We start from the raw sequence: 23,242 nt of genomic DNA, 5'->3' as shown, positions 1-23,242 counted from the left end.
TAACCGGGCGATTCTAGCCGGTCGCGGCGATGTGGCGAACCAACCGCACGCGCGCAGCAGCGCCGGTGACCGGATGGGCTGCGTTCAGCCCAAGGGATCGCAAGCTCCATACACTTACGTATTGCCTGGCTGCGCCCTCCTGGTACTGATGCGACCTTCCCCGTTCTTCCTGCTGCTCTGTGTGTTCGCCTGGCAGGCATCGTCAGCGCACGCGGCGGAAACCGATCCCAAGAACCGGGTGGTGGTGATCGAGAACGTGAAGCTGGATTACGCGCAGGTGCTCAATGTCGAGCCGGTCTATCAGACCCTGCGTGCCACCCGCATGGAGGAACAGTGCGAGGCCGAGCAGGTCGCGCCGGTGGCAGCGGCACCGGTCGAGGACGAAGGCCGTATCAACCGGATGGTGGATTCGGTCAAGGAGATGTTCTCCCGTCGCCCCGAGCCGGCGTCCGTGCCGATGGCGGTGCCGCCGACCAGCACACGGCGCAACTGCCGGGTGGTGGAAGTGCCGCGCGAGTTCCGGCGGCCGATCGCCTTCGATGTGGATTACGTCTACAAGGGCACCAAGTACCGTTCGCGACTGCCTGAAGACCCAGGCAACCGGCTGCGCATCCGCGTCTCGGTCACTCCCTACATCCCCGACGCCATCGTCGCGCCGCCGCGCTGAGCCGCGTGGCGGTTGCGCCGTGCCCGCATGCATGCGAGGATTCGCGCCCTATGTACGCAAACGCCTTTCAGCACGACACCAGCGCCGCCCGGATGGCCTCCGGCATGACCTCGCGTGCCCGCCGACCGGAATCCCACATTTTCGCTGGGTAACCGGAGCGTTTTGCTGTTCCGCCGTTGAAAACCCAGCCCGCAGGCTGGGTTTTTTCGTTTTGACGTCACAAAAGTTTCAACCGCAAGAAACGCGCATGTCGCGCACCCCGCCGCTCCTGGCGGACCACGCAGCAGAAGCACGCAGCACAAGGATCGATCGATGTCACTGAAGCACTTCTTGAACACCCAGGACTGGAGCCGGGCCGAACTGGACGCGCTGTTGACCCAGGCCGCGTTGTTCAAACGCAACAAGCTGGGAAGCGAGCTGAAGGGCAAGTCGATCGCGCTGGTGTTCTTCAACCCGTCCATGCGTACCCGCACCAGCTTCGAGCTGGGCGCGTTCCAGCTGGGCGGGCACGCGGTGGTGCTGCAGCCGGGCAAGGACGCCTGGCCGATCGAGTTCAATCTGGGCACGGTGATGGATGGCGACACCGAGGAGCACATTGCCGAAGTGGCGCGGGTGCTGGGCCGTTATGTCGACCTGATCGGCGTGCGCGCGTTCCCGAAGTTCGTCGACTGGTCCAAGGACCGCGAGGACCAGGTGCTCAGGAGCTTTGCCAAGTATTCGCCGGTGCCGGTGATCAACATGGAGACCATCACCCACCCGTGCCAGGAGCTGGCGCACGCGATGGCGTTGCAGGAACACTTCGGCACCCAGGATCTGCGCGGCAAGAAGTACGTGCTGACCTGGACCTATCACCCCAAGCCGTTGAACACCGCGGTGGCCAATTCCGCGCTGACGATCGCCACCCGCATGGGCATGGACGTGACCCTGCTGTGCCCGACGCCGGACTACATCCTGGACCCGCGCTACATGGACTGGGCAGCCCAGAACGTGGCCGAAAGCGGCGGCTCGCTGCAGGTCAGCCACGACATCGACAGTGCCTACGCCGGTGCCGACGTGGTGTATGCCAAGAGCTGGGGCGCGTTGCCGTTCTTCGGCAACTGGGAGCCGGAAAAGCCGATCCGCGACCAGTACCAGCACTTCATCGTCGACGAACGCAAGATGGCGCTGACCAACAACGGCGTGTTCTCGCACTGCCTGCCGCTGCGTCGCAACGTCAAGGCCACCGACGCGGTGATGGATTCGCCCAACTGCATTGCCATCGATGAAGCCGAGAATCGCCTGCATGTGCAGAAGGCGATCATGGCTGCCCTCGTAAGCGGGAATCGGTAATCGGGAATAGAGAATCGCAACAGCAAGAACGTTGATCCCCACTTTTACGTACCAAGGAAACAATGATGAGCACTGCGTCCACCATTCCCGATTCCCAACTCCCGATTCCCGGCAGCAAGAAGGACATCGTCCTGGCGTTTTCCGGTGGCCTGGATACCAGCTTCTGCATTCCGTATCTGCAGGCGCAGGGCTATGCGGTGCACACCGTGTTTGCCGATACCGGCGGGGTGGATGCCGAGGAGCGTGATTTCATCGAAAAGCGCGCGGCCGAACTCGGTGCCGCCAGCCATGTCACCGTCGATGGCGGTCCGGCCATCTGGCAGGGCTTCGTCAAGCCGTTCGTGTGGGCGGGCGAGGGCTATCAGGGCCAGTACCCGTTGCTGGTGTCCGACCGTTACCTGATCGTCGACGCCGCGCTCAAGCGCGCCGAGGAACTGGGCACGCGCAGCATCGCGCATGGTTGCACCGGCATGGGCAACGACCAGGTGCGTTTCGACCTGGCAGTGAAGGCACTGGGCGATTACCAGATCGTGGCGCCGATCCGCGAGATCCAGAAAGAACACACCCAGACCCGCGCCTACGAGCAGAAGTATCTGGAAGAGCGCGGCTTTGGCGTGCGCGCCAAGCAGCAGGCCTACACCATCAACGAGAACCTGCTCGGGCTGACCATGTCCGGCGGCGAGATCGACCGTTGGGAAGCGCCGGGCGAAGGTGCGCGTGGCTGGTGCGCGCCGCGCAGCGAGTGGCCGGTCGAGCCGCTGACCGTCACCCTGAAGTTCGTCGAAGGCGAGGCCGTTGAACTCAATGGCAAGGCGCTGCCGGGCGAGCAGATCCTGGCCCAGCTCAACAAGTTGTTCGCGCCCTACGGCGTGGGCCGTGGCGTCTACACCGGCGACACCGTGATCGGGTTGAAGGGCCGCATCGTGTTCGAGGCGCCGGGCCTGATCTCGCTGCTGACCGCGCACCGCGCGCTGGAAGATGCGGTGCTGACCAAGCAGCAGAACCGCTTCAAGCCGGATGTGGCGCGCAAGTGGGTGGAGCTGGTGTACGAAGGCTTCTATCACGACCCGCTCAAGACCGACATCGAGGCATTCCTGAAGTCGTCGCAGGCCAAGGTCAATGGCGAGGTCACGCTGGAAACCCGCGGCGGCCGCGTCGATGCGGTGGCGGTGCGTTCGCCGCACCTGCTCAACACCAAGGGCGCGACCTATGCGCAGTCGGCCGACTGGGGCGTGGAGGAAGCGGAAGGCTTCATCAAGCTGTTCGGGATGAGCTCGACGCTGTATGCCCAGGTGAATCGCTGAAGTTTCAGGGCACGTATGCGAAGCCCCTCTCCCCCGGGGCGAGAAGGCACGGCTGACGCGCCACTGGCGCGCGTGCCTTGGAGCGCCCGCGCCGCAAGCGCGGGCCGGGGCGCGGAGCGGGGGTTGATGTGAGGGTGCGAGCGAAGCTCCCGCAGGGTGCGGTGCACTCGGCTTCGCCCGTCCCCTCATCCGCCCCTTCGGGGCACCTTCTCCCGGTGGGAGAAGGGTGGCCTGGATGCGCTGTAGACGTTGTTCGCGCAGCCTCGCACCACGGTGCAGTTGTGACTTTTGTTAGCCGCCACTTCGGACCATTGATCAAACCGACATGACCGATCTACTTGCCTCCACCCTCGAACACCTGGAACAGCTGGTGTCCTTCGACACCCGCAATCCGCCGCGGGCGATCGCTGCCGAGGGCGGCATCTTCGATTATCTGCGCGCGCAGCTGCCCGGTTTCCAGGTCGAGGTGATCGACCACGGTGCCGGTGCGGTCAGCCTGTATGCGGTGCGCGGCACGCCCAGCTACCTGTTCAACGTGCATCTGGACACGGTGCCGGATTCGCCGCACTGGAGCGCCGATCCGCACGTGATGCGGCGTACCGACGATCGCGTGATCGGCCTGGGCGTCTGCGACATCAAGGGTGCGGCAGCGGCGCTGGTGGCGGCGGCCAATGCCGGGCAGGGCGATGCGGCCTTCCTGTTTTCCTCCGACGAGGAAGCCAACGACCCGCGCTGCATCGCCGCGTTCCTGGCGCGCGGTGTGCCGTATGAGGCGGTGCTGGTTGCCGAGCCGACCATGAGCGAGGCGGTGCTGGCGCATCGCGGCATCAGCTCGGTGCTGATGCGGTTTGCTGGGCGTGCCGGGCATGCCTCGGGCAAGCAGGATCCTTCCGCAAGTGCATTGCATCAGGCGATGCGTTGGGGCGGCAGGGCGCTGGACCATGTCGAGTCGCTGGCGCATGCGCGTTTCGGCGGCCTGACCGGCCTGCGCTTCAACATCGGTCGGGTCGAGGGCGGCATCAAGGCCAACATGATCGCGCCGGCGGCCGAGCTGCGTTTCGGCTTTCGTCCGCTGCCGTCGATGGACGTGGACGGTTTGCTGGCGACGTTTGCCGGATTTGCCGATCCACACGCGGCGCATTTCGAAGAAACCTTCCGCGGCCCCAGCCTGCCGTCCGGCGATATCGCGCGGGCCGAGGAACGCCGCCTGGCCGCCCGCGATGTGGCCGATGCGCTGGACCTGCCGATCGGCAATGCAGTGGATTTCTGGACCGAGGCCTCGCTGTTTTCGGCCGGCGGTTACACCGCCCTGGTCTATGGCCCCGGCGACATCGCCCAGGCGCACACCGCCGACGAGTTCGTAACGCTTGCGCAGCTGCAGCGTTACGCCGAGTCGGTACATCGCATCATCAACGGCTCAAACTGAAGCCGCGTTCCGCGCCCTGGCGCGGCCATTCCTCTCTTCGATCACGGCAATGTCCCTCTCCGCACAGCCCCACAAACAGACCCGCCAGACCATCGTGCGCCTGCTTTCGAGCATGGCCAGCGCCAAGGAAATCAGCCAGTACCTCAAGCGTTTCTCGCAGCTGGATGCCAAACGCTTTGCGGTGGTCAAGGTGGGCGGCGCGGTGCTGCGCGACGACCTGGACGCGCTGACCTCGTCGCTGTCGTTCCTGCAGGAAGTGGGGCTGACCCCGATCGTGCTGCATGGCGCCGGCCCGCAGCTGGATGCCGAACTGTCGGCGGCCGGTATCGAGAAGCGCACCGTCAACGGCCTGCGGGTGACCTCGCCGGAAGCGCTGGCGATCGTGCGCAAGGTGTTCCAGGCCTCCAACCTCAAGCTGGTCGAGGCGCTGCAGCAGAACGGCGCGCGTGCGACCTCGATCACCGGCGGCGTGTTCGAAGCGCAGTATCTGGACCGCGACACCTACGGCCTGGTCGGTGAAGTCAAGGCGGTCAACCTGGCGCCGATCGAAGCCAGCCTGCAGGCCGGCTCGATTCCGGTGATCACCAGCCTGGGCGAGACGCCGAGCGGGCAGATCCTCAACGTCAACGCGGATTTTGCCGCCAACGAACTGGTGCAGGAGCTGCAGCCGTACAAGATCATCTTCCTCACCGGCACCGGCGGTCTGCTGGATGCCGATGGCAAGGTGATCGACTCGATCAACCTGTCCACCGAGTTCGACCATCTGATGCAGCAGCCGTGGATCAACGGTGGCATGCGGGTGAAGATCGAACAGATCAAGGATCTGCTCGATCGCCTGCCGCTGGAGTCGTCGGTGTCGATCACCCGGCCGGCCGATCTGGCCAAGGAACTGTTCACCCACAAGGGCTCGGGCACGCTGGTGCGGCGCGGCGAGCGCGTGCTGCGCGCGACCTCCTGGGACGAACTGGACCTGCCGCGGCTCAGGACGCTGATCGAATCCAGTTTCGGCCGTACGCTGGTGCCCGATTACTTCAGCAACACCAGGTTGCTGCGCGCCTATGTCAGCGAGAACTACCGCGCCGCGGTGATCCTTACCGACGAAGGCATGCTGGGTGCAAGCGCGCTGATCTACCTGGACAAGTTCGCCGTGCTCGACGACGCCCAGGGCGAAGGCCTGGGCCGTGCGGTGTGGAACGTGATGCGCGAGGAAACCCCGCAACTGTTCTGGCGCTCGCGTCACAACAACCAGGTCAACATTTTCTACTACGCCGAGTCCGACGGCTGCATCAAGCAGGAGAAGTGGAAGGTGTTCTGGTACGGGCTGGAGAACTTCGAGCAGATCCAGCACTGCGTGGCGCATTGCGCGACGCGTCAGCCGACGCTGCTGGGCTGAGTACGATGGCGCCCGTCGCATTGCCAGCGCTTTGGCGCGAGCTGCCCACGCTACGCGGGCAACACGCAACACTGGAACCATTACGGACTGCGCATGCCGATGGTCTGCGCGCTGCGCTGGGCGATGGGGCCTTGTCGCGGCTGTGGTACACCGGCGTGCCGGCACCGGCGCAGGTGGACGACTACGTGGGCGCGGCCTTGGATGCGCAAGCCGACGGGCGGGTGCTGCCTTACGTGGTATGCGATGCGGCCGGCGAGGTCGTCGGCTGCACACGCTATTACGGGCTGGATGCGACAGTGCCCAAGCTGTCGATCGGCTACACCTGGTACGCGCCGCGCGTGCAGCGCAGCGGCATCAATACCGACACCAAGCGGATGCTGCTGCAGCACGCCTTCGAGACGCTGGGCTGCCTGAGCGTGGTGTTCGAAACCAGCTGGTTCAATCACACCTCGCGCGCGGCGATTGCGCGGCTGGGCGCAAAGCAGGACGGCGTGCTGCGCAATCACACCCGCCACGCCGACGGTACGCCGCGCGATACCGTGGTGTTCTCCATCATCGATACGGAATGGGCCGGGGTCAAACGCCACCTGCAGTTCCGCCTGGAAGCAAACGCATGAGTGCTCAAGCTACAACCATCGGTATCGTTGGCGCCCGCGGGCATACCGGTTCGGAATTGATCAAGCTGGTGGCGGCGCATCCGCACCTGCAGTTGGTGTTCGTGTCATCGCGCGAACTGGACGGGCAGGCCGTGGCCGACCACAACGAGGGCTATCGCGGCGATCTGCGGTTCGAAAGCCTGGACGCCGATGCGGTGGCCGCCAAGGCCGCCGACGTGGTGATTCTGGCATTGCCCAACGGCAAGGCCGAGCCCTTCGTCGCGGCGATCGATTCGGCCAGGCCGCAGACGCTGCTGATCGATCTGTCGGCCGATTACCGCTTCGACCCGGCTTGGTATTACGGGCTGCCGGAGCTGACGCGCGGCAGCTACGCCGGGCAGAAGCGCATCAGCAACCCAGGCTGCTATGCCACCGCGATGCAGCTGACGATCGCGCCCTTGCTCGACCAACTGGCCGGCCCGCCGCAGTGTTTCGGCGTGTCCGGCTATTCCGGCGCGGGGACGACGCCGTCGGACAAGAACAACCCCGAGCTGCTGGCCGATAACCTGATGCCGTATGCGCTGACCAACCACATGCACGAGCGCGAAGTGTCGGCGCAGCTCGGGGTGCCGGTAGAGTTCATGCCGCATGTCGCGCCGCATTTCCGTGGCATCACCATGACCGTCAACCTGTGGCTGCAGCAAGCGCTGACGCGCGAGCAGGTCCAGGCGCGCTACACGCAGCGTTACGCCGACGAGCCGTTGATCGAGATCGTCGATGAAGCGCCGTGGGTCAGCCGCATCGCCGGCAGGCATGGCGTACAGATCGGCGGCGTGACGCTGGCGCCGGGCAACAAGCGCGTGGTGGTGGTGGCAACGCTGGACAACCTGCTCAAGGGCGCGGCGACGCAGGCGATGCAGAATCTCAACCTGGCGTTGGGCTGGGACGAATTGACTGCGATTGGCTGATGATGCGAGTCCCTCGCAAGAGCCCACACATCCTTGTGCGGGGATTCAAAGATGCGAGTCCCTCGCAGGAGCCCGCACATCCTTGTGCGGGGATTCAAAGGTGCGAGTCCCTCGCGACAGCCCGCACCTCCGTGTGCGGGGATTTAAGCTGACAATTTATTTCGAGACGCTTTCCGATGACCAATCTGTTGTGGCAAAAACCCGGCGTGGCGGTGGACGCCAAGATCCAGAGCTTCCTGGCCGGCGACGACGTCATCCTGGACCGCGAGTTCTTCCTGTACGACATCGCTGCCAGCAAGGCGCATGCGCAGGGACTGCAGCACATCGGCATCCTGTCGCTGCAGGAGCTGGGCGGACTGAGCGAGCAGCTCGACCTGCTGGCGGCCGATTTCCGCAGTGGCGCGTTCGTGCTGGACGAGCGCTACGAGGATTGCCACTCGGCGATCGAGGCGCGCCTGACCGAACGGCTGGGCGATGCCGGCCGCAAGATCCACACCGGGCGCAGCCGTAACGACCAGATCCTGGTCGCCACCCGCCTGTGGTTGAAGGACAAGCTGCAACGCGTGGCCGAGCTTGGCGCGGAGATCGCCAAGGTGGCGCTGGACCGCGCGCAGGCAGAAGCCGCGTTGCCGGTGCCGGGCTATACGCATATCCAGCGTGCGGTGGTGTCCTCGGCCGGCATGTGGTGGGCGGGCTGGGCCGAGGCCTTTATCGACGACGCGGTGCGTGCGGCCGATACCTTGCGCCTGGTGGACAGCAATCCGCTCGGCACCGCCGCCGGTTATGGCGTCAACCTGCCGCTGGACCGTACGCATACCACTGCCGAGCTGGGCTTTGCACGCCTGCAGGTGTCGCCGATCTATGCGCAGCTCTCGCGTGGCAAGTACGAACTGGCCGCGCTCGAGGCGCTTGGCAGCGCAACGCTGGACCTGCGCCGGATCGCCTGGGATCTGTCGTTGTTCACCAGCGGCGAGTTCGCCTTCGTCGCGTTGCCGGCGCAATACACCACCGGCAGCTCGATCATGCCGAACAAGCGCAACCCCGACGTGATCGAACTGATGCGTGCCACCCACGCCAGCGTGGCCGCCGCGCGGACCGAGATCGAACAGCTGCTGTCGCTGCCATCGGGCTATCACCGCGACCTGCAGAGCAGCAAGGGCGCCATCGTGCACGGCTTCGGGCGTGGCCTGGCGGCACTGGAACTGCTGCCGGCCCTGCTGGCCAATCTGGAATGGCGTCCGGACAAGCTGCGTGCGGCGATCGATTCGGGCATGTACGCCACCGACGTGGCGGTGGAAGCGGCGGTTGCCGGCGTGCCGTTCCGCGAGGCCTACAAGGCGGCCGCGGAATCGGCCGACACCGCAGGGCAGGGGCGCACGCCGGAAGGCAGCCTGGCCGCCCGCGTCTCGCCAGGCGCCGCCGCAGATCTGCAGCTGGACGTCCTGCGTGCCCGCTGGCAGGCGCTGGTCTGATGGCCGCGATCAGCACCGACACCGCCGAGCATTACCCCTGGGGCGAAGCCAGCGACGGCTGGCACCTGTTGCGCGACCCCAACCTGAGCGTGCTCGAAGAGCACATGCCGCCCGGCGCGGCCGAGCTGCGTCACCGGCACAGCCGCGCGCGGCATTTTTTCTATGTGCTGGCCGGCGAGGTGATGCTGCAGCTGGATGGCGAGCAGCATGTGCTCGGGGTCGGGCAGGGCCTGCATGTGCCGCCCGGTTCCACCCATCAGATGCACAACCTGTCCGAGATGGAAGCGCGCTTTCTGGTGATTTCCGCGCCGTTCGGCCGTAGCGAGGCAACACCCGACAAGGAGGCAGGCTGATGGCGACACGCTATCTGGTGCTGGCGATGCGCAAGCCGGATTTTCCGGCCGATGTGGTGCAGCCGCACCGTGCATTTCTCGACACGCTGCGGGCGGCCGGGCAGCTGGAACTGACCGGCAGCTTCAGCGATGGCCGCGGTGGCGCATACGTATTGATCAACGTCCCCAGCCTGGAAGACGCACAGCAGATCGTCGCGCGCGACCCATTGGCGCTGCGCGATGCCTCCACGCTGACCGTCCATGAGTGGAACACGCACTGAGCAGGTTGTCGCCATGAGCACGCCCATCGCCACTGCTGCGTCATTTACCGAGCAGGCGCTGCCGCCGTGGCGACGCGCAGTGCTCAAGGTCGGCAGCAGCCTGCTCGCCGCCGATGGCGGTGGCCTGTCGCCCCGCTTTGCGCTGGGGCTGGCGCAGTTCGTCTCGGCCAACCTGATGGCCGGGCGCGAGCTGGTGATCGTGTCGTCGGGCGCGGTGGCCGCCGGCCGCGCGATCCTGCCGAAGGCTGCCGAGGCCGGTGCGCCGATCGCCGCGCGCCAGGCGCTGGCTGCGCTGGGGCAGGCACAGTTGATCGCGCTCTGGCAGCGCTTTTTCGAGCGCCCGGTGGCGCAGGTGTTGCTCACCCACGACGACCTGCGTAACCGCCGCCGCTATCTCAACGCACGCGCCACCCTGGGCGAGTTGTTGCGGCTGGGCGCGTTGCCGGTGATCAACGAAAACGACACCGTGTCGGTGGACGAGCTCAAGCTGGGCGACAACGACAACCTGGCCGCGATCGTCGCCGCCTTGGTCGATGCCGATGCCTTGTTCATCGCCACCGATATCGACGGGCTGTACAGCGCCGACCCGCGCAGCAATCCGCTGGCGCGGCCGCTCGACGAGGTGACCGAACTCACCGCCGAGGTGCTGGCGATGGCCGGCGGCAGCGGCAGCAGCGTGGGCACCGGCGGCATGCGCACCAAGCTGGAAGCCGCCGCAAAGGCCGGCGCGGCCGGCATCGAAACCTATCTGTTCAACGGCCGCAATGGCGATGTGGTGCGTGCCCTGGCGCAGGATCGCCTGCACGGCACGCGTATCCATGCCGCACGCACGCGCATCGCCGCCCGCAAGTACTGGCTGCGGCACGCGCCGGTGGAAGCGGGCGCGATCCTGATCGATGCCGGCGCCGCCGCCGCACTGACCGACAAGGGCGCCTCGCTGCTGCCGGGCGGCGTGGCCGGTGCGCAGGGCGACTTCCGGCGTGGCGACATGGTGGAGATCCACCTGCGTGACGACGCCGGCGAGCGCTGCCTGGCACGCGGCGTCAGCCAGTATTCGGCGGTGGATATCCGCCGCATCGCCCGCCGCCACTCGCGTGAGATCGAGCCCGTGCTCGGTTACAGCTACGGCGAGAATGTGGTGCATCGCGATGATTTGGTGCTTTTGTAGCGGGGAATCGAGAATCGGGAATGGGGAATCGCAAGAGCGCTTCCAGCCAACTTTCCCGCTGCCGATTCCATCGCAGTAAAGTGATGGCGCGCGCTTTTACCATTCCCGATTCCCCACTCCCGATTCCACAATGACCATCAAAACCCTAGCCCTGCAATGCCGTGATGCCGCGCAAGTGCTGTCGCAACTGTCCGCGTCTGCCAAGCAGGCCTTGCTGGAGGCGATGGCGGCCGCGCTGGAACAGGATGCGGCGGTGATCCTGGCGGCGAATGCGCGCGATCTGGAGGCGGCGCGTGAGAAGGGGGTTGGTGCTGCGATGCTCGATCGTCTGGCGCTGGACACAAAGCGCCTGGACGGCATCGCAGCCGCGCTGCGCGAGGTGGCGCAACTGCCCGATCCGGTCGGGCAGGTCACGCGCGAGGATGTTCGCCCCAACGGCATCGTCGTGCAGAAGGTGCGGGTGCCGCTGGGGGTGATCGCGATGATCTACGAGGCGCGCCCGAATGTGACCGCCGATGCCGCAGCACTGTGCATCAAGGCCGGCAATGGCGTGATCCTGCGTGGCGGCTCGGAAGCGATACATTCCAACACCGCGATCGCGCGCGCCCTGCAGCGCGCCCTGCGCGAGGCCGGCGTGCCGGAGGCGGCGTTGACCCTCGTCGAGGATCTGCGCCGCGAGACCATGCTGGAGCTGCTGCAACTTAGCGATATCGTCGATCTGGCGATTCCGCGTGGTGGCGAAGGGCTGATCCGCTTCGTCGCCGAGCATGCGCGTGTGCCGGTGATCAAGCATTACAAGGGCGTGTGCCATCTGTTCGTGGATGCGTCGGCGGACGTGAATCTGGCCGTGCGTCTATTGGTCGATGGCAAGGCCAGCCGGCCCTCGGCCTGCAATGCGCTGGAGACCTTGCTGGTGCATGCCGACATCGCGGCGCGCTTTCTGCCGCTGGCCGCGCAGGCCCTGCGTGAGCGCGAGGTGGAGCTGCGTGGCGATGCGGCCACGCGCGCACTGTTGCCCGACGTCGCAGCTGCCAGCGACGACGACTACGCCGCCGAATTCCTCGACCTGATCCTGGCCATCCGCGTAGTGCCGGATCTGGACACCGCGCTGGCGCATATCCGCCAGTACGGCTCGGACCACACCGAGGTGATCGCCACGCAGGATGCCGCCAATGCGGAGAACTTCGTGCAGTCGCTGCGCTCGGCGGTGGTGATGGTCAACGCCTCCTCGCGTTTCTCCGATGGCGGCGAGCTTGGCCTGGGTGCGGAGATCGGCATCTCCACCACGCGCCTGCATTCCTACGGCCCGATGGGCCTGGAGGCGCTGACCGTGGAGCGCTTCGTGGTGCGGGGCCAGGGCCAGATACGGCACTGATCGGCGATACGCAGGCCAGCCACCCGGCCACCACGACCTACCCGGCAACCACGACCTTTGACACTCCCCCGGCAGGCCGCGCTCTGCCTACAGTCGACGACTGCCCCCGCACGTTCCGGAGTCGTCGATGCGCCGTTTTGCCGCCTGCCTGCTCGCCACCGCCATTGCCGCCGCCACCGGCAGCGCGCTGGCGCAAACCTCGCCGATGACGCCGGACATCACCGGCAAGCCGTTCGTGGCAGGTGATGCCGCCAACGACTACATCAAGCGCGAGGTGATGATCCCGATGCGCGACGGGGTCAAGCTGCATACGGTGATCGTGCTGCCCAAGGGCGCGCGCAATGCGCCGATGGTGCTGACGCGCACGCCGTACAACGCCAGCGGCCGCACCGAGCGCATGGCCTCGCCGCATATGAAGGACCTGCTCGCACAGGGCGACGACGTGTTCGTCGAAGGCGGCTATATCCGCGTGATCCAGGACGTGCGCGGCAAGTACGGCTCCGAAGGCGATTACGTGATGACCCGGCCGTTGCGCGGTGCGCTCAATCCCAGCGAGGTCGACCATGCCACCGATGCCTGGGACACCATCGACTGGCTGGTGAAAAACGTCAAGGAATCCAACGGCAAGGTCGGCATGATCGGCTCGTCCTACGAAGGCTTCACCGTGGTGATGGCGTTGACCAACCCGCACCCGGCGCTCAAGGTCGCGGTACCGGAAAGCCCGATGATCGACGGCTGGATGGGCGACGACTGGTTCAACTACGGCGCGTTCCGCCAGGTCAACTTCGACTATTTCACCGGCCAGCTCACCCAGCGCGGCAAGGGCAGCGGCATCGCGCGCCAGGGCCATGACGACTACAGCAACCTGCTGCGCGCCGGCTCGGCCGGCGATTTCGCCAGGGCCGCCGGCCTGGAGCAGCTGCCGTGGTGGCACAAGCTCACCGAACACGCCGCCTACGATACGTTCTGGCAGGAGCAGGCGCTGGACAAGGTGATGGCGCGCACCCCGCTCAAGGTGCCGACCATGTGGTTGCAGGGGCTGTGGGACCAGGAGGACATGTGGGGTGCCATCCATAGCTACGCGGCGATGGAGCCACGTGACCGCAGCAATACGCTCAACTACCTGGTGATGGGGCCGTGGCGGCACAGCCAGGTCAACTACGACGGCAGCGCGTTGGGCGCATTGAATTTCGACGGTGATACCGCGCGCCAGTTCCGCCACGACGTGCTGCGCCCGTTCTTCGATCAATACCTGGTCGATGGCGCGCCCAAGGCGAGCACGCCACCGGTGTTCATCTACAACACCGGAGAGAATCATTGGGACCGTCTGCAGGCCTGGCCGCGCAGCTGCGCCAAGGGCTGTGCGTCGAGCAGCAAGCCGCTGTACCTGCAGGCCGGCGGCAAGCTGTCGTTCCAGCGGCCGGCGGCGGGGCAGCCGGGTTTCGAGGAGTACGTGGCCGACCCGGCCAAGCCGGTACCGTTCGTGCCGCGCCCGGTGGACTTCGGCGATCGCAGCATGTGGACCACCTGGCTGGTGCAGGACCAGCGCTTCGTCGACGGCCGCCCGGACGTGCTGACCTTCGTCACCGAGCCGCTGACCGAACCCCTGCAGATCGCCGGCGCACCGGAAGTGCATCTGCAGGCCTCCACCAGCGGCAGCGACAGCGACTGGGTGGTGAAACTGATCGACGTGTATCCGGACGAGATGGCGTCCAGTCCCAAGATGGGCGGCTACGAGTTGCCGGTGTCGCTGGCGATCTTCCGCGGCCGCTATCGCGAGAGTTTCAGCACGCCCAAGCCGCTGGCATCCAATCAGCCGCTGGCGTTCCAGTTCGGCCTGCCGACCGCCAACCACACCTTCCAGCCGGGCCACCGGGTGATGGTGCAGGTGCAGTCCAGCCTGTTTCCGCTGTACGACCGCAATCCGCAGACCTACGTGGACAACATCTTCTTCGCCAAGCCCGGCGATTATCGAAAGGCCACCCAGCGCGTCTATGTGAGCCCCGAGCAACCCAGCTACATCAGTCTGCCGGTACGTTGACCGCGCGGGCGCCGCGTGGCGGCGGCGCCCAGACGTCTTCCAGCAACTGCGGACGGCAGGCCACCCAGGCGGCGGCCAGCTGCACCAGGATGCAGATCACCAGGAAGACGAACGGCGAGGTCCAGCCGCCGTGGTGCGCATGCAGCCAGCCGAACAGGAATGGCCCGAGGCAGCTCACCGCATAGCCCATGCCCTGCGAGAACCCGGACAGGGCCGCCGAACCGGCTGCGGTGCGGCTGCGTTGATTGACCAGCACCAATGCCAGCGGGAACGTGCTCGGCCCCAGGCCGAGCAGGGTCACCCACAGGATCGGCGCAGCCAGCGGCGCCCACCACAGCCCGGCAAACGCGACCAGGTGGCAGGCCGCGCACAGCAGCACGATCGGAAACGGGTTGCGCATGCGCACCGCCAGCGCCGGCATGGTCAAGGCGCCGACCATGCCCAGTGCCGCGAACAGCGCCACCATGGTGCCGCCGAACGCGGGCGAGGCGCCGGCTTCGCGCAGCAGCGTCGGCAACCAGGTGAACATCGAATAGGTGACCAGCGAGGTCATGCCGAAGGTCACCGCCATGCTCCAGCCCAGGGCGGTGCGTGCCACGCGGCCCTCGGCCTCGGGCGTGGGTGTGACCGGTGCCGGCCCGGTCGCGTGAATGCGGCGGTGGCTGGTGTGCACCATGGCCCAGGCCGCCAATGCCAGCAGTGCCGGCAACACCCACACCACCATCGAGCTGCGCCAGCCCAGCGCATCGGCCACCGGTACCGCCAGCAGTGCCGGCAGCAGGGTGCCGACCTGCAGCACGGTGATGTAGAGCGTGCTGACGCCGCCGACGCGATCGCCGAAATAGCGCTTCACCAGCGGCGGCAACACCACGTTGCCCATGCCCATGCCGGCGAGTGCCACCAGCGAACCGATCAGCAGTCCGGCAGTGCCCGGCAGCAGCGGGCGCAACACCAGGCCGACAGTGGCCAATGCCATCGACAGCAGCGCGGTGCGCAGCAGGCCGAAGCGGCGCAGCAAGGCCGGCGTGGCCACACCGGTCAGTGCGAATGCAGCCGTCGGCAACATGCCGAGCGCACCCATGGTGGGCGCGCCGAATGCGTACTCGTCGGCAATGCGTTCCAGCAGCGGCGTCAGCGACGTCACCGCGGTACGCAAGTTGAAGGCGGACAACAAAATGGCAGCCAGCACCAAGCCGCGACCACGCAACCGGGCGGAAGGGGAGGCAGCGGCAATGACAACAGACATGACAGACCATCCGCACTGCGCGCATGCATGCGCCAGCGCCTGAAAACACAAAACCGGCACGAGGCCGGTTTTGTGTTTTGAAACTGGTCGGGGAGACAGGATTCGAACCTGCGACCTCTACGTCCCGAACGTAGCGCTCTACCAGACTGAGCTACACCCCGAAGGAGCCGCGTATATTACATAGGGAATGCGGAATCGGCAAGCATCTAGCGAAAATAATTTTACTGATGCGGTTGGCCACGCTCCGGCTCGCGTGCTTCGAACCACATGCCGTTGAGCACGGCAGCCAGTGCGGCCAGACCGGTGCCGAGGATCCAGGCGAAGTACCACATTGTCGTTCTCCTTGAGTCGTTGAAGCAGGTGCGAGGTTGAGGCCTGCTGCGAGCGCGATGCAGCTGTGCATCGCAACGCGCAGCGGGCATGCTCAATAGGCGTTTGGATTGGCCGAGAGTTCGTCGGCGGTGACCTTGCCCTTGAGCACGCGATAGACCCAGCTTGTGTAGGCCAGCACGATCGGCATGAACAGCGTGGTCGCCAGCAGCATGATCCACAGCGTCAGGCGGCTGCTGGAAGCATCCCACAGCGTCAGGCTTGCGCTCGGTGCGGTGGACGAGGGCAACAGGAACGGGAACAACGCAAAGCCGACGGTAAAGACGATGCCGACGATGGCGCAACCCGAGGCGATGAACGCCAGGCCGCCGCGACGCACACGCAACAGCAGCGCATTCATGGCCAGCCCGACCAGGCCGATCAGCGGTGCCATCAATGTGGCCGGCATGCTGCTGTAGTTGTGCAGCCAGCCGCCGGCTGCGGTGAGTGCGGCGGTCTTGCCGAGCGGATTGGTCGGCGCATCGGTGGCCAGGAGCGAAGTCACTGCATAGCCCGGCAGACCCAGCGCCACCCATGCACCGGCGGCGGCAAACAACGCCACCGCGCAGAGCGCGGCGATGCTGCCGAAACGCGCCGCACGCTCGGCCACCGGTCCGTCGGTCTTCAGTACCAGCATCGCCGCGCCGTGCGCCATCAACATCGCCACGCTGAGCAGGCCGGCGAGCAGCGCGAACGGCGTCAGCAGCCCGAACAGATTGCCGGTGTAGAACGTGCGCATGCTGTCGTCGAAGTGGAACGGCACGCCGAGCAGCACATTGCCGACCGCCACGCCCATGATCAGCGCCGGAATGCAGCCGCCGACGAACAACGCCCAGTCCCAGTTGCTGCGCCAGCGCTGGTCGGCCAGCTTGCCGCGGAACTTGAACCCGACCGGGCGCAGGATCAGTGCGAACAGGATCAGGAACATCGCCAGATAGAACCCGGAAAAACTCACCGCATACAACGGCGGGAATGCGGCGAAGATCGCGCCGCCGCCCAGGATCAACCAGACCTGGCTGCCTTCCCAGACCGGGCCGATGGTGTTGATCACCAGCCGGCGTTCGGCATCGTTGCGGGCCACCAGCGGCAGCAGGGTGCTGACGCCCAGATCGAAGCCGCCCATCACCGCGTAGCCGGACAGCAATACGCCGAGCAACAGCCACCAGATCACGCGCAATGTGGTGTAGTCGAGCAAGATGAAATCCATGGTTGTCTCTCCTGGCTTACGGTGCGCCGCCGGCCAGCGCGCCGGTGCTCAATGGGGCGTCGGGTGAGGACGCGTGGGGAGAGCTGCCGTGCGGCGACGGGGTGCGTTGGCTCGGTGGAAATAGCGCATCCGGGCCCTTGCGGATGGTCTTCAGCGACAGCTTGATCGCGATCACCAACAGCGTGGTGTACAGCGCGGTGAAGCCGACCAGGGTCAACACGATTTCGTACAGATCCAGTCCCGAGGCGGCGTAGAAGGTGGGCAGTACGCCTTCCACCGCCCATGGCTGGCGGCCGTACTCGGCCACGAACCAACCGCACTCGATCGCGATCCACGGCAGCGGCAGGCTCCACAGCGCCAGGGTCAGGAACCAGCGTTTTTCCTGGAAGTTGTGCTTGCAGGCGAACCAGAACGCGATGGCGAAGAAGGCGATCAGGTAGATGCCGATGGCGGCCATGATGCGGAAGGTCCAGAACAGCGGCAGCACCCGCGGCACGGTGTCCATCGCGGCCTGGGCGATCTGCTGCGGCGTGGCATTGCCGATATTGTCGCGATAACGCTTGAGCAGCAGGCCATGGCCCAGATCCTGCCAATGCGCCTCGAAGACCTTGCGTGCTTCGGCATCGTCCTTGTTGGCGCGGATGCGTTGCAGCGCGCCGTAGGCGATCTGGCCGCCGCGGATGCGATGCTCGGCACGGCCGACCAGTTCCAGGATGCCGGGGATCGGCTGGTCCAGCGAACGTGTGGCGATCAAGCCCATCAGGTACGGGATCTTGACCGCGTAGTCGTTGCGATGGGTCTGCTGGTTGGGAATGCCGAATGCGGTGAAGTCGGCCGGGGCGGCTTCGGTTTCCCACATCGCCTCGATCGCCGCCAGCTTCATCTTCTGGTGTTCGTTGGCGGCGTAGCCGCTCTCGTCGCCGAGCACCACCACCGACAGCGAGGACAACAGGCCGAACGCGGCAGCCACTGCGAACGAGCGCCGCGCCATCTCCACATGGGTGCCGCGTAGCAGATAGAACGCGCTGATCGCCATCACGAACACCGCGCCGAGCACGTAGCCGGCGCTGACGGTGTGCACGAACTTGGCCTGTGCCACCGGGTTGAACAGCACCGCCATGAAATCGACCACTTCCATGCGCATGGTGTCCGGGTTGAACACCGCGCCGGTCGGGTTCTGCATCCAGCCGTTGGCGATCAGGATCCACAGTGCCGAGAAGTTGCTGCCCAGCGCCACCAGCCAGGTGGTGGCCAGGTGCTGCACCTTGCTCAGCCGGTTCCAGCCGAGAAAGAACAGGCCCAGGAAGGTCGCCTCCAGAAAGAACGCCATCAGGCCTTCGATCGCCAGCGGCGCACCGAAGATGTCGCCGACGTAATGGCTGTAGTACGACCAGTTCATGCCGAACTCGAATTCCATCACGATGCCGGTGCCCACGCCCATGGCGAAGTTGATGCCGAACAGCACGCCCCAGAACATGGTCATGCGCCGCCAGATGTCCTTGCCGGTCATCACATAGACGCTTTCGATGATGCCGAGCAGGAACGACAGGCCCATGGTCAGCGGCGGAAAGATGAAGTGGTACATCGCGGTGACTGCGAACTGCAGCCGCGACAGTTCAACAACTGTCGAGTCGATCATGGCGGGTGGGCCTGGTTGGGTGTCGATGAAGGAATGCAGCCGATCATCTGCGCTTGCCGCGACACGCGCGTTGATCCAGATCAATGCCGAGGTGGGCGGGTGCGGCACAATGCGCAGCCCGTAGCGGGAAGTGGCGACTTACAATCGCTTGCAACACGATGTCTTCCTTGAGAGCGATGTGAGCCAGCCCAGCGTGCGAGCCAGCGAAACGCCAGCCCAGCGCCGTCAACGCGGCCAATGGCTGGATGCACTGGCGGCCCCGGCCACGCGTGCGCGGCGCCTGGCCGGCGTGGCGGTGGCGGTGTCTGGGGTACTGCTGCTGGCGCAGGCGGCGGCGATCGCGTGGTTGCTGCAGGCGGTGCTGGTGCAGCATCTGGCGCTGGCGCAATTGCGCGACGTGGGGGCGGGGCTGGTCTGTGCGCTGGTAGGGCGCGCGCTGCTCAATGCCTGGGCGCAGTCGCTGACCGGCGAGGTGGCCGATATGGCCAGGCGCGAACTGCGTGCCCGCATTGCGCGCCGCCTGGTGCAGCACGGGCCGGTGTGGCTGCGCCGGCAGCGCAGCGGCGAACTGGGCGAATTGAGCCTGGCGCACACCGATGCGCTGGAGGGCTACTTCGTCGGCTACCAGCTCGCACGCACCGAGATGCTGCTGGTGCCGCCGCTGATCCTGGTCGCGGTGTTTTCGGTCGACTGGGTGGTGGGCCTGGTGCTGCTGCTGACCGCACCGCTGATTCCGTTCTTCATGATGCTGGTGGGTTGGGGCGCCGAAGCCGCCGGGCGCGACCAGCTGAGCGAACTGGCACGCATGGGCGGGCACTTTGCCGATCGCCTCAAGGGCCTGGGCCTGCTGCGCGTGTATGGCCGCGGCGAGGCCGAGTTGAGCGGCATTGCCGCCGCGGCCGAAGGCGTGCGCGAGCGCTCACTCAAGGTGCTGCGCATCGCCTTCCTGTCGTCCACGGTGCTGGAATTCTTCGCCTCGGTGAGCGTGGCGATCGTGGCGCTGTACTTCGGCCTGACCTATCTGGGCATGCTGGATCTGCACGGCTTGCCGACGCTGGGCGCGGGCATGTTCTGCCTGCTGCTGGCGCCGGAATTCTTTGCGCCGTTGCGGCGGCTGGCGGCGCATTACCACGACCGTGCCAATGCGCTGGCGGCGGTGGCCGAAGCCGAGCGCCTGCTGGAAGGATTCGCGCCGGCATCGGCAACGCCAGCGGTGACGGTGCCGCCCTTGCGCGCACTGGAACCGGCCCAGGCACACGCCCCGCTGCTGCAGGCGCGCGATCTTGCGCTACGGCCGCCGGGCGCGCCGCACACGGTGGTCGCGCATTTTTCGCTGACCTTGCAGCCCGGGCAGCGCGTGGCGGTGATCGGTGCCAGCGGCAGCGGCAAGAGCACCTTGCTGGAGGGCCTGGCCGGCTGGCTGGCGCCGGAGGCCGGCAGCGTGGTGCTGCGGCCGGGAACCCGCATCGGCTATGCCACGCAGCGGCCGTATCTGTTTCACGGCAGCATTGCCGACAACCTGCGCCTGGCCGATCCGCAGGCCGGCGCTGCGCGCCTGCATGCAGTGGCCGACGCCGCACAGGTGCTGCGCTTTGCCGCGCAGCTGCCTGCAGGCCTGGACACGCAGATCGGCGAACGCGGCTTCGGGCTGTCTGGTGGCGAAGCGCGGCGCGTGGCCCTGGCGCGGCTGTTGCTGCGCGAGCCGGACCTGTTGCTGCTGGACGAACCCACTGCCTTCCTCGATCCGGACACCGAAGCGGAGTTGCTTCGCACCTTGGGTGTGTTCGCACGCGGCCGCGCGGTGGTGCTGGCCACGCACAGCGCCGCGGTGATGCGCTGGGCCGACACGGTGATCGACCTGCGCGGCGCCACCGTCACAGCGGAGCTGCCATGAACGGCACACAGCCCGACCGTCTGCGCGATGTGTTTCGCCGGCATGCCTGGCGCCTGCTGCTGTCGGCGCTGTTGGTGCTTGTCACCATGCTGGCCGGCGTGGGCTTGCTCGGCCTGTCCGGCAGTTTCCTGACCGCCGCTGCTTTGGCCGGTGTCGCCGGCATGGGCAGCGGCTTCAATTTCTTTTCGCCCTCGGCAGGCATTCGCGCGCTGACCTTCGCGCGTATCGTCTCGCGTTATGGCGAAAAATTGATCGGCCACGACGCCACGCTGCGCATCGCCCGCGACCTGCGCGTGTGGTTCTTCCGCCGCGCGTTGCCGCTGGCGCCGGGCCGCCTGTCGGCCACGCGCACCGGCGATCTGCTGGCGCGGCTGATGTCCGACATCGGCGAGGTCGATGGCGTGAGCGTGCGCGCGTTGGCGCCGTTGAGCGCATTGCTCGGCATCTGGGTGGCCGGCGTGGTGGCAGCGGCGCTGATCTATCCGCCGGCTGGCGTGTTGCTGGTGGTGCTGGGCGTGGTCATCGGCGGCATGGTGCCGTGGCAGGTGGCGCGCGGCGGTGCGCAGCGCGAACAGCTGCGCGCCCGGCAACGCACCGCCTTGCGCACGCAGGCGTTCGAGGGCCTGGAAGGTGCGGCCGATCTCGCTGCGGTGGATGCGCAAGGTGCCTGGCTGCATCAGGTCGATGCAACGGCGGCGGCGGTGGTCGATGGCGATCGCCTGCAGCGCCGTCGCCTGATCGGCGGCAATCTGCTGCATGCGGTCTGCGGCGGTATCGGTCTGGCCGGCATGTTGTGGCTTGGGTTGAGCGCGGCAGAACGTGGATTGATTGCTGCGGAAATGGCGGCTGGGCTGGTGTTCCTGACCATGGCATTGCTGGAGGTCTGGGCCGGCGCCGGGCTCGCCTTGCAGGCGCTGCAGAGCGCGCGCGTTGCGGCCAGGCGCCTGCAGTCCATCGTCGATCAGGCGCCGTCGGTCGTCGATCCGTCGCAGCCAGTGGATGCGCCACGCAGCGGCACGCTGCGCCTGCAACAGGTCAGTTTTGCGTGGCCGGGCAGTGGACGCCCGCTGCTGCAGGCGCTCGATCTGAGCCTGGCGCCTGGCGAGCGCATCGCCATCAGCGGCGACAGCGGCAGCGGCAAGAGCAGCTTGTCCGCAGTGCTGTTGCGGCTGTGGGACCCGCAGGCCGGGCAGGTGAGCTACGCCGATATCAACCTGCGCCATTTCGCGCAGGCGCAATGGCATCAACGCATCGCCTGGCTGCCGCAGAATGCCCCGGTGTTTGCCGGCACGGTGCGCGACAACCTGCGCATCGGCGATGCCGGCGCAGGCGATGCGGCCATGTGGAACGCGCTGGACCAGGTGCGTCTGCGCGCCTGGGCCACCGCGCAAAACGGTCTGGACACCTGGGTCGGCGAAAACGGCGCCACGCTCTCGGCCGGCCAGGCGCGCCGGCTGGCGCTGGCGCGCGCCTTGCTGCGCGAGGCGCCGATCCTGCTGCTGGACGAACCCACCGACGGCCTGGATGTGGATACCGCACACGCCTTGCTGCTGGATCTAGCTGCCGCGCTGGGCGAGCGCAGCCTTGTGATGATCACCCACGACAGCGTGCCCGATGGCGTGGTGCAGCGACGTTATCGCCTGCGGGCCGGTGCGCTGGAGCCGTTGGCCTAGATGGCCTTGCCTGGGCGGCTGCCATCAGCGAGGATCGTGTAACCACTTCGACAGGAATCGATGATGCAGCACATGCAAGGATGGATGAAGGGAGTGCTCTGTGTGGCTGCTTGCCTGTCGCAGGCCGCAGTGGCCGAGGTCGGCAAGCCTTCGGCGTTCATGACACAGGTCAGGGTCGAGGTCGGCCCCGATGGTTCCATCGTTTCGGCGCAGGCCGATAAGGGCCTGCACGAAAAATTGCGGGACTCCATTGAGCGTCGAGTCGGCGCGTGGACATTCGCACCGCCAACCGAGCAAGGCAAGCCAGTCTCAGCGGTCACTTATGTGCAGGTCGCAGCATGTCTGGTGCCGAAACAAGATGCAGTCAATCTGGCGATCGCCAATGCAGGCAATGGTCCTTACCGGCCGACACTTGTGCAGTTCCAGCCCAGATCAGCTCCACCACCGGGCCTGCTGTCCGCCACGGCGTTGCAGCTGACAATTGACTACAACGTGCTGGCGAACGGGCGCGCAACGTTCGAGCAGGTTCACATCAGCAGTCCGACCGACGCACGCGGGGCGCGCTGGTTGGAGGGAATGGCGGCGCAATGGGTCAGGGCGCAGCGTTTCAAACCCGAGCAGTTGAACAATGTGCCGGTGTCCACCCGCATGCAGACGAATATCACCTTGTCTGGCGGCCCGACCACTCCGCGCGATCTCAACAACCAGCGCTCGTTGGAGCTGACGCGGCAGGCGTTGTCGCCGGAATGCCTCCAGGCGCTTGGAGACACCGCAGACCAGACCGTGGTAGTGGACTCGCCGGTAAAGCTTCTGCCCAGGGGCTAGTCGTGGCCAACCGAGCGAGGCAATGCTGATGAATGCG

Annotated in this window: 20 protein-coding genes and 1 tRNA gene; 16 read left to right on the top strand and 5 right to left on the bottom strand. The window is 66.4% G+C overall.

Annotated elements, in window-relative coordinates:
- Positions 1–169: 169 nt before the first annotated feature.
- The 13 genes from AC06DU_RS11825 to AC06DU_RS11765 all read left to right on the top strand — a co-directional run bounded on the left by AC06DU_RS11825 (position 170) and on the right by AC06DU_RS11765 (position 14,352).
- Positions 170–667 carry a hypothetical protein gene (locus AC06DU_RS11825; RefSeq protein WP_478204419.1) on the top strand — a complete coding sequence of 166 codons (498 nt, stop codon included), beginning with the start codon at positions 170–172 and terminating at the stop codon, positions 665–667.
- 312 nt (positions 668–979) lie between these two features.
- On the top strand, positions 980–1,996 hold the full coding sequence (locus tag AC06DU_RS11820) for an N-acetylornithine carbamoyltransferase (protein ID WP_024940006.1): 1,017 nt from the start codon (positions 980–982) through the stop codon (positions 1,994–1,996).
- Between the two features lie 62 nt (positions 1,997–2,058).
- Positions 2,059–3,300 carry an argininosuccinate synthase gene (locus AC06DU_RS11815; protein ID WP_180969734.1) on the top strand — a complete coding sequence of 414 codons (1,242 nt, stop codon included), beginning with the start codon at positions 2,059–2,061 and terminating at the stop codon, positions 3,298–3,300.
- 325 nt (positions 3,301–3,625) lie between these two features.
- Positions 3,626–4,726 carry an acetylornithine deacetylase gene (locus tag AC06DU_RS11810; RefSeq protein ID WP_024940004.1) on the top strand — a complete coding sequence of 367 codons (1,101 nt, stop codon included), beginning with the start codon at positions 3,626–3,628 and terminating at the stop codon, positions 4,724–4,726.
- 49 nt (positions 4,727–4,775) lie between these two features.
- Positions 4,776–6,119 (top strand): acetylglutamate kinase, encoded by a 1,344-nt coding sequence (locus AC06DU_RS11805; RefSeq protein ID WP_024940003.1) that lies wholly within the window; start codon positions 4,776–4,778, stop codon positions 6,117–6,119.
- Between the two features lie 5 nt (positions 6,120–6,124).
- A complete protein-coding gene (locus tag AC06DU_RS11800) occupies positions 6,125–6,736 on the top strand; it encodes a GNAT family N-acetyltransferase (RefSeq protein ID WP_478202479.1) in 612 nt (203 codons plus the stop codon).
- Positions 6,733–7,683, top strand: a complete 951-nt coding sequence (gene argC / locus AC06DU_RS11795; RefSeq protein WP_478202478.1) for an N-acetyl-gamma-glutamyl-phosphate reductase — start codon at positions 6,733–6,735, stop codon at positions 7,681–7,683. Before AC06DU_RS11800 ends, argC begins: the two co-directional genes overlap by 4 nt.
- A gap of 176 nt (positions 7,684–7,859) precedes the next feature.
- On the top strand, positions 7,860–9,155 hold the full coding sequence (locus AC06DU_RS11790) for an argininosuccinate lyase (RefSeq protein ID WP_102581581.1): 1,296 nt from the start codon (positions 7,860–7,862) through the stop codon (positions 9,153–9,155).
- A complete protein-coding gene (locus AC06DU_RS11785) occupies positions 9,155–9,508 on the top strand; it encodes a cupin domain-containing protein (RefSeq protein ID WP_024939999.1) in 354 nt (117 codons plus the stop codon). Before AC06DU_RS11790 ends, AC06DU_RS11785 begins: the two co-directional genes overlap by 1 nt.
- Complete coding sequence (locus tag AC06DU_RS11780) at positions 9,508–9,768, top strand: YciI family protein (protein ID WP_478202477.1); 261 nt, start codon at positions 9,508–9,510, stop codon at positions 9,766–9,768. Before AC06DU_RS11785 ends, AC06DU_RS11780 begins: the two co-directional genes overlap by 1 nt.
- A 13-nt stretch (positions 9,769–9,781) precedes the next feature.
- On the top strand, positions 9,782–10,936 hold the full coding sequence (gene proB / locus AC06DU_RS11775; protein ID WP_024939997.1) for a glutamate 5-kinase: 1,155 nt from the start codon (positions 9,782–9,784) through the stop codon (positions 10,934–10,936).
- A gap of 130 nt (positions 10,937–11,066) precedes the next feature.
- The gene (locus tag AC06DU_RS11770; RefSeq protein WP_184625102.1) at positions 11,067–12,311 is read left to right on the top strand and encodes a glutamate-5-semialdehyde dehydrogenase; all 1,245 of its coding nucleotides are present in this window, start codon (positions 11,067–11,069) and stop codon (positions 12,309–12,311) included.
- Positions 12,312–12,438: 127 nt separating this feature from the next.
- The gene (locus AC06DU_RS11765; RefSeq protein ID WP_024939995.1) at positions 12,439–14,352 is read left to right on the top strand and encodes a CocE/NonD family hydrolase; all 1,914 of its coding nucleotides are present in this window, start codon (positions 12,439–12,441) and stop codon (positions 14,350–14,352) included.
- On the opposite strand, the gene AC06DU_RS11760 is transcribed toward AC06DU_RS11765, so the two are convergent.
- The 5 genes from AC06DU_RS11760 to AC06DU_RS11740 all read right to left on the bottom strand — a co-directional run bounded on the left by AC06DU_RS11760 (position 14,333) and on the right by AC06DU_RS11740 (position 18,813).
- Positions 14,333–15,559, bottom strand: a complete 1,227-nt coding sequence (locus AC06DU_RS11760) for a CynX/NimT family MFS transporter (RefSeq protein WP_024939994.1) — start codon at positions 15,557–15,559, stop codon at positions 14,333–14,335. The two genes, AC06DU_RS11765 and AC06DU_RS11760, sit on opposite strands and share 20 nt — an antisense overlap.
- A gap of 123 nt (positions 15,560–15,682) precedes the next feature.
- A tRNA-Pro gene (locus tag AC06DU_RS11755) sits at positions 15,683–15,759 on the bottom strand.
- 60 nt (positions 15,760–15,819) lie between these two features.
- Positions 15,820–15,930: a cytochrome bd-I oxidase subunit CydX gene (gene cydX, locus AC06DU_RS11750; RefSeq protein ID WP_024939993.1), complete on the bottom strand. Its 111-nt coding sequence runs from the start codon at positions 15,928–15,930 to the stop codon at positions 15,820–15,822.
- Between the two features lie 92 nt (positions 15,931–16,022).
- Complete coding sequence (gene cydB / locus AC06DU_RS11745; protein WP_478202476.1) at positions 16,023–17,174, bottom strand: cytochrome d ubiquinol oxidase subunit II; 1,152 nt, start codon at positions 17,172–17,174, stop codon at positions 16,023–16,025.
- A gap of 16 nt (positions 17,175–17,190) precedes the next feature.
- The gene (locus AC06DU_RS11740) at positions 17,191–18,813 is read right to left on the bottom strand and encodes a cytochrome ubiquinol oxidase subunit I (protein ID WP_478202475.1); all 1,623 of its coding nucleotides are present in this window, start codon (positions 18,811–18,813) and stop codon (positions 17,191–17,193) included.
- 148 nt (positions 18,814–18,961) lie between these two features.
- Here AC06DU_RS11740 and cydD point away from each other — a divergent pair, with 148 nt between their 5' ends.
- The 3 genes from cydD to AC06DU_RS11725 all read left to right on the top strand — a co-directional run bounded on the left by cydD (position 18,962) and on the right by AC06DU_RS11725 (position 23,205).
- The gene (cydD, locus tag AC06DU_RS11735) at positions 18,962–20,707 is read left to right on the top strand and encodes a thiol reductant ABC exporter subunit CydD (protein ID WP_478202474.1); all 1,746 of its coding nucleotides are present in this window, start codon (positions 18,962–18,964) and stop codon (positions 20,705–20,707) included.
- A complete protein-coding gene (cydC, locus tag AC06DU_RS11730; protein WP_478202473.1) occupies positions 20,704–22,380 on the top strand; it encodes a thiol reductant ABC exporter subunit CydC in 1,677 nt (558 codons plus the stop codon). The genes cydD and cydC overlap by 4 nt, the downstream gene beginning before the upstream one ends.
- Before the next feature lie 63 nt (positions 22,381–22,443).
- The gene (locus AC06DU_RS11725) at positions 22,444–23,205 is read left to right on the top strand and encodes an energy transducer TonB (RefSeq protein ID WP_146091059.1); all 762 of its coding nucleotides are present in this window, start codon (positions 22,444–22,446) and stop codon (positions 23,203–23,205) included.
- Positions 23,206–23,242: the final 37 nt, after the last annotated feature.

Source organism: Xanthomonas sp. NCPPB 3200, from assembly GCF_056393585.1.
The sequence above is the reverse complement of the archived record's forward strand: the minus strand, read 5'-3'. Positions and strand labels throughout refer to the sequence as shown.

Bases quoted from the DNA above. Each gene is read 5' to 3' on its own strand.
- AC06DU_RS11820 (WP_024940006.1), top strand. From the start codon at position 980: ATGTCACTGAAGCACTTCTTGAACACCCAGGACTGGAGCCGGGCCGAA.
- AC06DU_RS11815 (WP_180969734.1), top strand. From the start codon at position 2,059: ATGATGAGCACTGCGTCCACCATTCCCGATTCCCAACTCCCGATTCCC.
- AC06DU_RS11810 (WP_024940004.1), top strand. From the start codon at position 3,626: ATGACCGATCTACTTGCCTCCACCCTCGAACACCTGGAACAGCTGGTG.
- AC06DU_RS11805 (WP_024940003.1), top strand. From the start codon at position 4,776: ATGTCCCTCTCCGCACAGCCCCACAAACAGACCCGCCAGACCATCGTG.
- AC06DU_RS11800 (WP_478202479.1), top strand. From the start codon at position 6,125: ATGGCGCCCGTCGCATTGCCAGCGCTTTGGCGCGAGCTGCCCACGCTA.
- argC (WP_478202478.1), top strand. From the start codon at position 6,733: ATGAGTGCTCAAGCTACAACCATCGGTATCGTTGGCGCCCGCGGGCAT.
- AC06DU_RS11790 (WP_102581581.1), top strand. From the start codon at position 7,860: ATGACCAATCTGTTGTGGCAAAAACCCGGCGTGGCGGTGGACGCCAAG.
- AC06DU_RS11785 (WP_024939999.1), top strand. From the start codon at position 9,155: ATGGCCGCGATCAGCACCGACACCGCCGAGCATTACCCCTGGGGCGAA.
- AC06DU_RS11780 (WP_478202477.1), top strand. From the start codon at position 9,508: ATGGCGACACGCTATCTGGTGCTGGCGATGCGCAAGCCGGATTTTCCG.
- proB (WP_024939997.1), top strand. From the start codon at position 9,782: ATGAGCACGCCCATCGCCACTGCTGCGTCATTTACCGAGCAGGCGCTG.
- AC06DU_RS11770 (WP_184625102.1), top strand. From the start codon at position 11,067: ATGACCATCAAAACCCTAGCCCTGCAATGCCGTGATGCCGCGCAAGTG.
- AC06DU_RS11765 (WP_024939995.1), top strand. From the start codon at position 12,439: ATGCGCCGTTTTGCCGCCTGCCTGCTCGCCACCGCCATTGCCGCCGCC.
- cydX (WP_024939993.1), bottom strand. From the start codon at position 15,930: ATGTGGTACTTCGCCTGGATCCTCGGCACCGGTCTGGCCGCACTGGCT.
- cydB (WP_478202476.1), bottom strand. From the start codon at position 17,174: ATGGATTTCATCTTGCTCGACTACACCACATTGCGCGTGATCTGGTGG.
- AC06DU_RS11740 (WP_478202475.1), bottom strand. From the start codon at position 18,813: ATGATCGACTCGACAGTTGTTGAACTGTCGCGGCTGCAGTTCGCAGTC.
- cydC (WP_478202473.1), top strand. From the start codon at position 20,704: ATGAACGGCACACAGCCCGACCGTCTGCGCGATGTGTTTCGCCGGCAT.
- AC06DU_RS11725 (WP_146091059.1), top strand. From the start codon at position 22,444: ATGCAGCACATGCAAGGATGGATGAAGGGAGTGCTCTGTGTGGCTGCT.